The 13,922-nt window shown below is 54.1% G+C and carries 7 protein-coding genes; all 7 read right to left on the reverse strand.

The features are described from left to right. Positions 1 to 57: 57 nt before the first annotated feature. Positions 58 to 2,817 (reverse strand): cation-transporting P-type ATPase, encoded by a 2,760-nt coding sequence (locus IQ241_RS01595; protein ID WP_193904661.1) that lies wholly within the window; start codon positions 2,815 to 2,817, stop codon positions 58 to 60. Positions 2,818 to 3,223: 406 nt separating this feature from the next. Next, positions 3,224 to 3,532 carry a cupin domain-containing protein gene (locus IQ241_RS01600; RefSeq protein ID WP_193904662.1) on the reverse strand — a complete coding sequence of 103 codons (309 nt, stop codon included), beginning with the start codon at positions 3,530 to 3,532 and terminating at the stop codon, positions 3,224 to 3,226. A gap of 41 nt (positions 3,533 to 3,573) precedes the next feature. Beyond that, a complete protein-coding gene (locus tag IQ241_RS01605; RefSeq protein WP_193904663.1) occupies positions 3,574 to 6,432 on the reverse strand; it encodes a fimbria/pilus outer membrane usher protein in 2,859 nt (952 codons plus the stop codon). Between the two features lie 312 nt (positions 6,433 to 6,744). Next, on the reverse strand, positions 6,745 to 7,500 hold the full coding sequence (locus IQ241_RS01610; protein WP_193904664.1) for a fimbrial biogenesis chaperone: 756 nt from the start codon (positions 7,498 to 7,500) through the stop codon (positions 6,745 to 6,747). 319 nt (positions 7,501 to 7,819) lie between these two features. Continuing rightward, positions 7,820 to 8,263: a hypothetical protein gene (locus IQ241_RS01615; RefSeq protein ID WP_193904665.1), complete on the reverse strand. Its 444-nt coding sequence runs from the start codon at positions 8,261 to 8,263 to the stop codon at positions 7,820 to 7,822. A gap of 433 nt (positions 8,264 to 8,696) precedes the next feature. Next, the gene (locus tag IQ241_RS01620; protein ID WP_193904666.1) at positions 8,697 to 9,188 is read right to left on the reverse strand and encodes a hypothetical protein; all 492 of its coding nucleotides are present in this window, start codon (positions 9,186 to 9,188) and stop codon (positions 8,697 to 8,699) included. 391 nt (positions 9,189 to 9,579) lie between these two features. Continuing rightward, complete coding sequence (locus tag IQ241_RS01625) at positions 9,580 to 13,797, reverse strand: glycerophosphodiester phosphodiesterase family protein (protein ID WP_193904667.1); 4,218 nt, start codon at positions 13,795 to 13,797, stop codon at positions 9,580 to 9,582. Positions 13,798 to 13,922 lie beyond the last annotated feature (125 nt).

Here is a 13,922-nt window from a genome sequence, read left to right on the forward strand (position 1 = left end):
ATCGCAAAACCTTTTCTAGGCAGCCGCAACACCTTGTGTGGCTTGTTTTAGCGAGAGTTACCGAGCGCGTCCGGCTTTTGCTTGGGGTGGGTCAATAGCGTTGGCCAACATTGCCATTGGCACCATCAGGACCATTGGGAGTAGGCAAACAAGCCACTGATTCCCGGTGAGCGGTGCCGTCTCGAACAGTGTGTTCATCACCGACCACTGGCTAAACACAATCTGTAGAATAATGGCAGCAACAATTCCCACAATTAGAATGGGAGCATTCGTCACAGCGGGGGAGCGGCGGCGAATGTAGTTGAGCAAACTCATCCCCAGCTGGCTAATGCTCAGAAGGTAGATAATGCGAGCCGCAACGAGCGCTTGAATCGCCATAGTTCGAGCTACGGCAACGTCCCCGGTGGTCGTTTTTGCCCACTCAAAGATGCCAAAAATAAGAATCCAGTTGAAGACTGAAACCGCTAAAATTCTATGTAATAATTTTCGGGTCACCAACGGTTCGGAAGGATTGCGTGGCGGCTGCTGCATGGTGCCCTTTGACTTGGGCTCAAAGGCCAAAGGAACGGTCATCGTGAGGGAATTGATCATGTTCAACCATAGGACCTGTAGCGAGAGAATCGGCAAATCTCGGGCAAGTAGAGCGCTGATGAGAATCGTCATCGACTCGCCGCCGTTGACGGGTAAGAGAAACGCGATCGCTTTCCGCAGATTTTGATAGACGGTGCGTCCCTCTTCCACAGCCGCAGCAATGGAGGCAAAGTTGTCGTCTGTGAGGAGCATGTCGGCGGCTTCGCGGGCAACTTCGGTGCCGCCTTTTCCCATAGCAATGCCAATGTCAGCCTGTTTGAGGGCTGGGGCGTCATTCACCCCATCGCCGGTCATCGCTACGACTTCTCCTTTAGACTGGAGCGCTTCGACCAGGCGCAGCTTTTGGGCGGGGGCAACGCGGGCAAAGACATCCCCGGCTTCGATCGCCTGAGCGAGCTGACCATCGTCCATCTGGGCGAGCTGCCTGCCCTCAAACGCCAGCACCCGCTCTGCTTTGGGGATATCCATGCGCTGAGCAATGACCTGGGCGGTAGCAATGTGGTCTCCAGTAATCATCTTGACCTGAATGCCAGCCGTCCGACAGGCGTGAACCGCCGCGATCGCCTCCGGGCGGGGTGGGTCAATCATGCCCTGTAGTCCCAAAAACACGAGTCCCGTCGCGATGTCGCTATGGTCTAGCGAATGCTGGTGGGCAGCCACCGCTTTTTTCGCGAACGCCAGAACGCGCAGTGCCCCCGCTGTCATCGCTTCAACGGCCTGCTCAATCGGCGATCGCGCCAGCGGAATTTCCTGACCTTGGCTGTCTACCATCTGAGTGCAGCGGCTCAATAGCGCTTCAACCGATCCTTTGACGTAGACGACCCGATACTCAGTATCGTGCAGCGTCGCCATATATTGATACTGGGATTCAAACGGAATAGAGTCTAATCGGGGTCTGGCAGCAACTAGCCCAGACTGGCTGAGATCGGCTTTAGCTGCCGCGGTCAGTAAGGCCCCTTCGGTCGGATCGCCGACGACAGACCAATGTTCTCCGTCCTGCTTGAGCTGAGCGTCATTACACAGGGCACCAGCGATTAGACATTCCTCCAGCGCTGGCGGTAAGCCATCCTCAAACGGCTGTTCTATAGCGTCGGGATTCGAGCCGCTGTGAACCAAGCGGCTGATTTCGCCTTTGGGACTGTAGCCACTACCGCTAGCCCGATAAAGCTGCCCCCCAGCATAAATGGTCTGTACCGTCATCTGGTTTTCTGTAAGCGTTCCAGTTTTGTCGGAACAAACGACGGTAGCGCTCCCTAAAGCTTCGACTGCGGGCAGTTTGCGGATAATGGCATGACGCCGAGCCATGCGGTTGACCCCAATCGCCAGCGTGATTGTGACTACGGCGGGCAACCCTTCTGGAATGGCACTCACCGCCAGGGCCACGGCGGCTTCAAACATGTAAACCCATGACTCTCCCTGTCCCAGCCCGATGGCAAAGGTCAAGCTTGCCAGCGTCAAAATGACATAGAGCAAAAGGCGGCTGAACTTGGCGAACTTGCGGGTTAGCGGCGTACTCAGGTTAATTCGGCGCGCCATCGATTGGGAAATCTGCCCGACCTCCGTGGCGTCTGCCGTGGCAATGACAATGCCCGTGCCCTGTCCAAAGGTGACGAAGCTGCCTGCGTAGGCCATGTTGGTGCGTTCTGCTAGGGGAGTCTCCGGCGGCAGGGGTTGAATGGTTTTTTCGACGGGAACGGATTCGCCGGTCAGGGCAGACTCATCCACTTGCAGGCTGCGAGCCTTCAGCAGCCTCAGGTCTGCGGGCACTTTATCCCCCGAGGCCAGCAGCACGATGTCGCCCGGAACCAGGTCTTGCGACGGCACCTGCAATAGCTGTCCTCCTCGCAGCACTGTAGTTTCTGTGGTTACGGCTTTGGCTAGGGACGCGATCGCGCCCTCTGCTTTGGCTTCTTGCACATAGCCAATCACCGCATTGATCAGCATAACTCCCCAGATCACGGCGGCATTTGTCCAAGACCCTAAAAACGCTTTGACTCCTCCAGCGAGCAGCAGGATGTAGAGCAGCGGCTGATGAAACTGCAATAGAAACTTCAGCCAGCCTGGCTTTCCTGGATGGCTTGGCAGCTGGTTCCAACCATAGGTTTCATAGCGACTCGCAACCGCTTCGGCAGTCAGACCTTTTTCTAAATTACTATTGAACTTTTTAATCGCTTCTTGATTAGAAAGCTCATGCCAAAAAAAAGATTTTGTTTGAGTTTGTGCCATGACTGCTATGATAATTAAGCAAAGACTCGGTGCCCTGTTAAGCGTTTATCAGAGACTCTCTAGGTCTACTTTGATCTCTAGGTCTGCTTTCTTTAAAGAGTGATTGAGTTCGGCAAAGGTAGCCTGGCTAAGTTCTTTACGTCTCATGGAGCGATCCTAGCAAAGACGATCGTCCATGGTTATAAAATTTCTTCATCATGACGATAGAAAGACACCAGTTGCTATCTTGATTTTTTTGGGATAAAGACAAGAAAAGACAATTAGATGTTTTTTCTTCGACATCAACATATTATACCAGCTCTTTCAAGGTACTTTATTGTTTTCTTTAGCATTAGCGGGCAAACGGACCGTTGAGACATGAGGTCTTTTTTCTGAGGTTTCGGCTTCGGCATCTTCTTTTTTTGCCTCAGGGATGAGAGCGAAACTGAGATAGCTCTACCTGCCCAGCCAGCTGTTTAAGCAGCTCACCGGTCGTTCCCAAATCGAGCTGTGCAAGCAGCAACCACTGAGCCGGTGGAATCGCAATCATCATGCCGTCATGAACGCGGCGGATTTCATCAGCCAGATAATAATCAGGCAAACCCGCTTCAATTTTGCCGACCCCATGCACACTGCGTAGAGCCGCATTGACCGACGGGCTGATACCGCACACCACCAGACTCATCAGCGTCACCACACGCGAAAACAGCATGTCGCTAGCGTCAAATAAAGCCATAGGAGTCTCCTGAGTGATCCTCAACTGCCAAAGGTTAAAGATCAATCGAGAAGAAAACGGGAAGGCGCGGCCTTTACGGCTACTGGCAGTCTCAGAGTCCCTACCTCATATAGACCAGAAGCCTGCTCCGGGATGACAAACTCCGTTATCCCATTTTCTAAGCCTATCATTCGTACAGAATAAGAACCGGGTTTGAACCCAAATAGGGCAAATCGTCCAACCCGATTCGTAAAGAGTTCCACATCGGGCCAGTCTGGGTCTGAGAGCGATTCAACTACGCCTCGTTGCAGGGATACTGGATGACCTTCGACACCCACCAGTACACCGCGAATAAACACCGTCGCTTCAGTCCCAGCAGCAATGACGGTGCCGCTTCGGTAGGAGGGTAGCAGGGTATAACTGCTGGCACCCAGGTCGTAGCCAACGGGTAAATCTGGAGCATCTAGAGACAGCGTAGTCAATGTATAAGGTTGAATTGGCAGCACCGCTGGTCCGCTCCCGTTAGCTCTTCCCTGGTCACCCGTTTGACTGGGATTGACCCGAACAAGCCGACCTTCAGCCGTGCCCTGGCGGGTAACAATGGCAAAGCTGTTGTCAATGGGCCGAGACCAGCCGAAGATGCCATCGGCAAAGACTAGAGCCGTTCCCCAGGTCAGGCGGGAGCTTGTTTCCCGTGAATGACCCGGGGTAATCCTATGATCCAAATTCAATAAGGCTCGGTAGCCTTGATATCGGGTCTGGTTAGTGACACCTATATCATTGGCATTGAGCGAAAGGCTTAGAGTGTTGCTGATGCTGTTGAGAGCGCGGGGAGAGCTGTAGTTCCAGTTCATCCGACTGGTGGTTCTCCCGGATGGGTCCAAGGTAGTGGTGCTGGTGATCCTTTGCCGTTGTCCTGGCAGAGATGAGGTTAAGCCTACACTAATTCGCTGGATCGGCTCGCCATCGGTATCTACCCCATAGCTGCCATTGAGGGAAAGGTTGAAGCCCTGTCTCAACGGCTGAGTGATAGATAGCCCAAGGTCGTAGGCATTCGCTGTATTATTGCGAGTCATTTGATAACGGCTACTGAGAGTCGCCCGCATATTGCCAAAAATCAGCTGGCTATAGGACGCCGTCAAATCCAGACTGTTAGGATTAGATGGGTCTTCTTCGCCAAGGGAGACAAAGTCTTCACCTCGGTATTCCAGACCGATTCTCAGAGATTTCTGATTATCGCCGGAAACTCCTCCCTGCAGAAGATCATAGAAGACTCGCATCGCAAAATCATTGCCAAAGCTAGAATCGCGGCTGAACGCTGCATCCCAGGTCCAGTTCCCAAAAGATGTGGCCCAGGTTCCTTCAACACCCAGCAGCTGCCGTTCTAAATTTCCTTGAAAATATCCCCCAAGAGTCAGCTGGTCGGTAATTCCAATCCGATGGGATAGCGTGAGCACCGTTTTACTAGCGTCGTATTGGCGCTCGAACCCTGACTGTTCTGAAGGCAAGCCCAGGCTATAGGCAAACTGCTGGACTCCTGAAGCTAGCAGATCGCTGGAGACACCGGTAGCAAAGTCGAGTCGCTGTACCTGGCCGACAGAATCGGTAATGACGAGCTGTACTCCGTTAATGCCCGCGTTCAACGGCAGGTTTCGCACATCCTGTGGACCAGCCTCAAGCTGCAGGGTCTGCACCAGTCGGCCATTAACAAAGACCTCGACGGTGGCCTCACGTTCCAGGAAAAACTCAAATCGGCTAATGGGTCGAGTGACTCGGAAAGGCTGTAAAGAAAAGTTGCGCGCGACAGTAATGCCACCCATCGGGATACTACTCTGATAGCCGCGAGTGGGCACCGACAGATCGCCGATTCGATATCGGACGGCTTGGGAAATATCATCATGCACCAGGCTGAAGTTGCCTAGCTGCCAGGCAGAGCTGTTCCCTTCGGTAAAATCGACCTGGCCCTCTAAAACCCAACCGCCAATGTTAAGGGCACCGTCGAAGTTCAGCAGCACCGGCTGCCGACCTGTTTCACTGGCATCGCCAGACCAGACCACTGCTTGGCCGCCGCGGACATTGACGTAGGCACTGGTCCGGCTAGGTCGCAGTGCGGTGTCATAGCCCATAGGCAGGTCGCGGCTATTCACGTCTAATACATGAGTCGCCCTGAGGGCGGCAGGTACCTGCATCTGCAGTTCCAGCCGACGCTCATCAACATTGACTTCCAAGCCCATCTGACGAATATCGCGGAGGTTGATTTGGCCGGTTTCGTCTACAGCCGCTGATAGCTGAGCTTGAATATCAGGCCGCACCAGGTTCGCAGTAGCTTCAAGCAGATCGCTGCCGTCGATCAAAATGTCTGCTTGATTGCCCCCTGGCAGTTGCAAAAAGACCTGTCCCCGTTGCTGCTGATCGATGAATAGAGGCACCACAACCGGTTGGGGGGTGAGATTGCGAGGGCGACCAAAAACGTCCTCAAACACTTGATCGGTCTCTGGGCTGTTAGCCGACTCAGCTGTAGGGAAGTGCTCGGGGGAAGCGTCCGTCGCCGGGTCGATCGCGCTAGCAGCAGGATACTCGTCTGAAGCTGGAGCGGGGCTGGCAGGCTCCTCCTCAGGAGCATCGGTTGCCTGGCTAGGAGGAGACTGGGCAGAGGCCAACGAGGGCGATTGATAGAGTTGGGGTGCAGGCATGGTTGGTTGCGGCGTCCATACCCCGCTCCTGGCCTGTAAATCAGCGGCTTGAGTACTGTCGGCTGAGGCAGGCGAAAACGCAGGAGCAGCTGGAGCAGTCACTCGGGGAGACTCCGCCATTGAAAAGCCGGGGGCTGACTCGATTGGTTCTGGCTCGGGAGCCGTATGAGCGATCTCATGAGTCTCCTCTATCGGTATGCGCTCTGCCTGAACGGGCGCTGGAGCCATCACTCGGGACCCCTCTGCCGTTGACAATCGGGGAGTTGGCTTGATTGGTTCTGGCTCGGGAGCTACATCAGCGACCTCACAAATGTCCCCCATTGTCCTGCGCTTCGCCTGAACGGGCGATAAATCATCTGGCAGCAGATTTGGCGGTGCTGCCACCGCGCAGCCATGCGCTGTTAAAACAATGGGTAACATACAGTCCCTCCAACCGGCTCGAAGCGATCGGGTTGGTCAATCCAAAAGGCCTAGGACGTGATTGAAATAGTTATATTCGTGGGCAACAGTCAATCTTCCAGTGCCAGAGCCGACGATCGCCTATTCGCGCGGTTGGTACTGAAATGTTGCGCTAATCGGACCGTTCGGTAGATTAGCGGGGCGCGGTATCACAAAGCGTCGTTGATGTCCTGCGAGAATCACCTGGCCGACCATTCCCTCCAACTGATCGGGTCCTAGAGTGACCGGGGTCTCCTGAGCAGTTAGAGTCACCTGCAGGTTTCGTAAATGGGTGCTGGCGGTGCCCTGGTTCGACAGCGTGATCGCCACCTGAGCCTCTCCCCCGGCGTTAGTAATCGCCTCTACCGAATCGAGTTGGACATTTGCCGTAGCCCCTGTCGGGCGAATGTAGAAAGAGCCTAGATAGCGCAGCAAAATTTGCACCGAACCCGTCGGCCGCGCTGCCTGCTGATCCGGCGCGACTAAGCTAATCGGCAACTGCTCAGCCACCAGGCGGTAGGCTAGCTCCTGGGACGGCTCGGGGTCACCCAGCCAGGTGACTCGAACCGTTTGCACAGTTTGAGGCTCCAAAATCATTTGGGGGGGATAAATCAAAAAGTCTTCGTCGGCCAGATTGTAAGTCTCCTGCCCGTCAATTGCCATGCTACGTTCTACTACCGAGACTTCCACCGCAATCCGTTCGTCGCTATCGTTGATCACTGTGTAGGACCGGGTCGCCTCATTGCCAATGGGGGCAAACACCTGAGAGATTGGTTTAAGCTGAAACGCTAAGGTGGGATTGACATACGCTAATGTCAGGAAAAGCGCAGCGATCGCAGTCTGAAATAATCCTTTCATAGGAGCCATCCTGATTAAGTACTTGCTCAATAGAGAAGCTGCTACATCCGAAAAATAGGTCCAGCTGCTTGCCCTCTATTTCGCCTAATATTCCCAATAGCGCCTCAAGCAGCACACAGATGCTAAAAGGGGCCTTGAATTCAACATAAATACCTCAACAATGAAATTTACATAGAAGGAATTGTCATTCCGAGCAGAGCGAGGAATCTCTCAGCTACTGATGATTCTGAGCGAGATGCCTCGACGGACTCGGCATGACATCAGGCTTTGTTTCACTAAATTTCGCAATTAACCTTGCTTTACTACTTGTAAGCAAGTTTTAGTTATTATCGTCAACCCAGACATCGATCGTACTGGCGTAGTTTCCTGGATCCTGTAGAGCTGCTGGGCGGTATAGGATATAGAGATCCCGGCTATGATTTCCAGCGCCGCTCGTGGTGTAGGTGTATACTGACCCGGATGGCACTGAAAAGTCTCCCTCTGAAGGCGCTACATCATTATCGAGGACGGTGACCACCTGAAAATCAATATCTACCCCATCAGGCTTGGTGAGCGAGCCAGAAGTTACAGAAAGCGTTAAGCCCAGGGCACTATCCGTGGAAAAGGATAGGTCGGCCACTTTAACAATATGGGTTGTCGCTGTTCCCTCTCCGTCCAGGTCCAGAGAACTGACGACAGCAGTTGGACTGGTCGCGAGTGTAGGTAGCGCTAGAGCAGGAGTGGGGATTGCAGATAGGAAGAGAATCAGAAACCCCAGTTTCATGAGTTTGATACGAATCACCCCCTAAGTCAGGGATTTCCCATAATGATCAGGAAAGGCTATTTCGGCACAATAGTTTTTATTAATACGATTGGAGAATTAAGTACCTGAGCATTGAAATTTACATAAAAGAACTTGTCATTCCGAGCAGAGCGTAGACGCTTGCGGCTTCCCGCAGGGTGGAATCTCTCGAACGCTGATGCTTCTGGGTGAGATGCCTCGACCAGTTACGCTTTCAGCGTCGCTCCGCGAACGGCATGACATCAGGTTTTGCTCTGCAAAAGGCATGTAATTAATTTTGATTGACTACTTAGCATTGTAATACTTAAGCGATTCAGTCTTAGCTTAGAAAACAAAAGGGCGGGGGTCATTTCCCCGCCCTTTTGTTCTTCAGCTATAGACACAAGTCAGATACAGGGGATCAAGGTAGGATGACCTAGATGTCGGTCACAGTCACAGTGATGGTGCTGGTATAAGTGCCTGGATCTAAAAGAGCAGGGGCGTCATACTCAATATAAAGATCTCGGGCAGCTACACCGCTAGCGAAATCAGTCACTGACTTGCTGTCGCTCGTAGCCGTGAAGTCAGTCGCGACTGGAGTCGCAGCCCCATCCGCAACAATTAGAACTTGGTAAGCTAAACTACCAGTACCATTGGTCAAACTGCCACCGGCGGCAGCGGCCAGCGTGACACCTTGACTATTATTGGATGAGAGGGCCATATCGGCTACCTTAACTACCGTGTCAGCGGCGGCAGTGCCTTGGCCCGCCAGGCTCAGAGTAGTCGCCCCTGCTGTAGCGGTTGAGGTGACGCTGCTAGTACTCGCGACAGTGCCACTGAGGTTAACGGTATCGGCAAAGGCCGGGGCGCTGAATGCGATCGCGCCCACTAGAGCACCGGCAGTGATTGCAAAACGACGTAATAACATAGTAATTCTCCTAAAGGCTTATGGACTGGGCTTATGGACTGGGCTTATGGACTAGATTTTTTGGGTTGAAGGAATCACCGCTTGAATAGGGAATCTCATCTCGTCTCCGGAAAGTGAGTCTTTTTCAGGCTGTCCCAAGGGTTTTCCTCTACTCCCATAATAGGAAGTATGCCTATCTAACCTCTCAGAGAAGGTACGGAACTTGGGCCGGGAAAGTCAATCAAATCTCTCGTGGAAGTACGGAGCAGTTGCTGTTAACCCCAGTCGAAAGTTGATTAACTCAGGAGATTCTGGTCTTAAAGACAAAAGGGGATGGCAATGGATTTGCCTACCCCCGGTTTCAGAAAATGGGTTAGCTGGTCAGCTTACTGAGCTATTGACGGGCGTAAACTCAAACCATCGTAAAGTCTGCTGCGCTCAAGTCAGCAGTCGATACGTTTAGCAGGGCTAGAACCTCGTCGTTGAAGCTAATTTCGCTGCCCGTCAGGGTTAGCTGGCCGAAGGACAGGCCGTCTGCTAAACCAATTAGGTCGATTCCTATCTCAAAATCCACAATGGTATCGGTGCCTTCGCCTGCCGCTAAGACAAAGGTATCGCTGCCCTGACCGCCGGAGAAATCGTCGCCAGTCAGGGTGTCGTTGCCGAGGCCGCCGCGCAGCAGGTCATCACCGTCGTCACCCCAGATCAGATCATCGCCGGCATCACCAAACAGCATGTCGTTGCCGCCTTTGCCGCCGATGCGATCGTTGCCATCGCCGCCGCGTATGATGTCATTACCGCCCGAGCTGCCCTGGGGACTGCGGTCGTTTAGGTCGCCCCGCAGAATGTCATCGCCCGCTTCACCAAAAATCTGGTCGTCGCCCAGGCCGCCAGCGATGGTGTCATCGCCGTCGCCGCCGAAGAGAAATTCATCCCCGGCAGCGCCAATCAGCATATTGGCATCGCGATCGCCCTGAAGAATATTGCGCTCCAGGCCAGCAATCCCTAGGCGCGGATCGACGTTCAAAGGCTGATCTAGGCCCAGCAGGATAATCTCGTTATTGTCAATTTCCTCACCCGAGAAATCGCGACCCACAGAGAAGGGATAGTTGTTATCATTGGCGACCAGGATCGTGCTTTCATCGATCACCAAGACATCTTCGATCGTGACGAAGGGGAAGGTAAAGCTATCATCCCCATCGCCATCGAGGTCGTTGGGATCGGCGATATCGAGCAGGTCAGCAATCTCAGTTTTTTCAACAAACCCGTCGAAGTCTAATTTCGACAGGTCTACCTTGAAGACCTTCTTGAACTCAGCCGCTGCGGCCTGGCCGCCGTCGCGTTCGATCACCAGGTACTCGTCTTCATTCACCGGGGTGAAATCGCCGATAGCGTGGTTGGGCTGAGCCAGCTGATAGCGGCCCAGGATTCCGGCGAACTCGCTGCTGGCCACGTCGAATTCATAAATCCGCAGGGAGCCCTCAGGATCGCCAAAAACGGTACCCTCTAGCATCGGATAAAGGGTCTGGCGGTCAGGGCTAAAGGCCATGCCTTCGTAGCCGCGAGAGCCGCGCAGGTTGGCGAATTCTTCCGCCGTTTCAAACTGTTCGATTACAATCCGCCCGGTTTCGGGGTAGTCGGTGAAAAAGCCATCGACGCCCAGCTCAATCAGCTGGCGGAATTCTTCGCCTGGGGTCTGGGGGTTGCCTTCAGCATCTAGGGTCAGATAGCGCTCCTCATCCCGCAGGGTGTAGGGATGCACCTGCAAACCGGCGCTGTGGGCAAAGTCAATCAGCGGAAAGACTTCGCCCGTCAGCTGGCTGGTAATTTGGGCCGCGCCGTCGCCGTCCCCATCGACCGGCTTTTCTAAGGCCTTCCGCAGTAGAATGCTGTTCTTCCAAGGGCCAGCGCCGTCGGCATAGGTGCTGATAACGTCAAAGGCGGCTTGGTTGGCTAGGTTCTGATAGGTGGGGGCGGCAGCAAAGTCGATCAGGTCGGCCAGGCCGCCGTAGATTTCCTTCAGCTCTGCTTCAGATTTGTCTGCGTTGACGACAAAATCGTAGGGTACCGAGAAGCCGCCGCCGCCCGCGTTGATAAAGGCGCTTTCGATATCGCCAAACAGCTGCACCAGCTGGAGATTGTCGAGTCCGGCAGCCGGAAGAATTTTATCCCGCAGCTCGATCAGGTTAGCAACCTCAAAGGACTGAATAAAAATACGACTGCGATTGGTAAAGCCGGTTTCAACCAGGGTCTCGACCAGGGGTTCTTCTAGAGAGAGTCCCTGCTGGTTGAAGAAGGTCGGATGCTTGGTTTCAGGATAGATGCCGATCGGGCGGCCTACCTCAGCGCTGACTTCCTGGACCAGCTCAATTACTTCCTGGAAGGTCGGAATTTCAAACAGGCCATTGTATTCCTGATTGCGGAAGCTCAGCGGCTGAATCGCCCGCACCTGCTTAATTTCTTCCAGGGTAAAGTCTTCGGCAAACCAGCCGCCGACCAGGGCACCGTCCAAATTTTTGACGGTCAGCTTATCGGCAAACTGTTCTAGAGAGGCAATGTTAGTTGTCGCGGAGGTAACAATTGGGTTGCCGTTGTCATCGAAAACAATCTCGCCATTTTCATCCAGCCGTACAACGCCAATCATCGGCTCATGCCGGGCAATCAGCACGCCGTCACGGGTAGAAACCAGGTCGGGCTCGACAAAGTCTGCGCCCTGGTAAATCGCTAGCCGATAGCCTTCCAGGGTATGCTCTGGGAAGTCGCCGCTCGCGCCTCGATGGCCGACAATAATTGGGGTCTGGCCGTTAAGCGAGTTGAAGTCGAAGTCAGGATTCTGGGGCGATCGCACTTGATCAGAAACCAGCTTATCGCGCACCGGGTCGCCCGTGCGGGCAAAGTCAGTAAAGAAGCCGTCTGCGCCGATGTCGATCAGCTGCTCAAACTCTGCTTCGGGGGTTTGGGGCGTGCCGTCGGGCGTTAGGGTAAGATAGCGCTCTTCATTGCGCAGGGTGTAGGGGTGAACCTGCAATCCTGCCGCGTGGGCATCTGTGATAAAGGGCGTAATTTCGCCAGTGAGCTGAGTGGTAATTTGAGCTTCGCCATCGCCGTTGCCATCGACAGGCTCTTCTAGCGCTTCCCGCAGCAGAATATTGTTCTTCCAGGGGCCAGCGCCTTCGGCATAAAGATTGCTGATGGTCTTTAGAAACTCTGGGCTGTCCAGGTCGCTGTAAACCGTAGTCGCTGACAGCGGATTTTCGACAGCAGCTAAGAACTCTGCACCATAGATCGCTTCCAGGTCATTACCCTGGGCGACGTTGAAGCGAATGTCATAGGGCGCAGAAAACCCTGAACCTACGGGCGCGTCGGGTAGGGTGTTGCCATAGAGCTGCACCAGGGGTAGGTCACCCAGTCCCGCCTCATCGAGCTGACCCTGAAGCGCAATGAGATTTTGGAATTCAAAAGATTGAATAAAAATGCGGCTGGGGTCTGTGAAGCCGGTTTTTTGGAGAACTTCAATCAAAGGATCTTCTAAGGAGAGACCCTGCTCATCAAAGAAGATGGGATGCTTGGTCTCAGGATAGATGCCGACTTTGACGCCGGTGTCGGCTTCGACCTGCTGCACCAGCTCGATCACTTCCTCAAAAGTGGGAATCTCAAACAGGCCATCAAAGGCTGAGTCGCGGAAGCCCAAAGCCTGTACCGCTCGGATTTGCTTAATTTCCTCCAGGGTGAAGTCTTCGGCAAACCAGCCGCCGACTAAGGAACCATCCAGCTCTTTAACGGTGAGCCTATCGGCAAACTGCTCCAGCTCCGCGACGTTGGTGGTGGCGGAGGTGACGACCGGGTCGCCGTTTTCATCTAAGACAATCTCGCCCGCTTCATCCAGCTGGACGACGCCAATCATCGGCTCATGCCGGGCGATCAGCACGCCGTCTTGGGTGCTTACCAGGTCGGGTTCGATGAAGTCAGCCCCAGCCGCGATCGCGGCCCGATAGCTTTCCAGCGTATGCTCGGGAAAGTCGCCGCTCGCGCCCCGATGACCGATCACGAGTGGCTCCTGGCCGTTGAGCGTATCCAGCTCTACCGGGTTTGGCGTTGGAATCGGCGCTTCCAGCAGCTCACCCTGGCTGTTGAAATGCAGCAGGAAGGGGCCAAACTCTTCGCCCACCCAAATATCGCCGCTGCCGTCAATCACAAAGGACTCAATATCGAAATCGGCCCCGGTCAGAAATCGCTCTGGGCTGTCCTGGTTTTGAATCTCAAAGGGAATCAGGCCGTTCGGGTCGGAGAGCTGGACAAAGGCCTGAACCTCGACGCTGGTGTCGCCGTCTTCCGTACCGGCAAAGCTCGGGTCTACCTGGTAAAGGCGCAGCAGATAGTCGGTGCTATTGGCCTGACCGCCAAAGCCGTTGTCTGAAAGGAACCAAAAGGTGTCGCCGTCGCTGCCGGAGGCGAACTGGACGCCGCTGAAGCCCTGCACGGGCTGACCGTCGAAGGGGCCGGTGCGCCCGTTGGCAGAGATGGGTTGGATACGCGCGATCGCGTCAATCAGGCCGTTATCTGAGCCAGACGGCGGGCCTTCAGCAAAGGTATCGGCGGGCAGAGAAGCAAACCCTTTTAAGGTAACCATTTACACCTCTAATTCAATTGATTGCGAACAACAAAGCAGAGAATATGGGTCAGGCAAAGTAGAGGTCTGAGAATCTTTTCAGAGGATTCTCAGACCTGATAAACGTCTAGGTAAACCGTCTCATC

The organism is Vasconcelosia minhoensis LEGE 07310 (assembly GCF_015207255.1).
In the GTDB taxonomy this organism is placed as follows: Bacteria; Cyanobacteriota; Cyanobacteriia; order Phormidesmidales; family Phormidesmidaceae; genus Vasconcelosia; species Vasconcelosia minhoensis.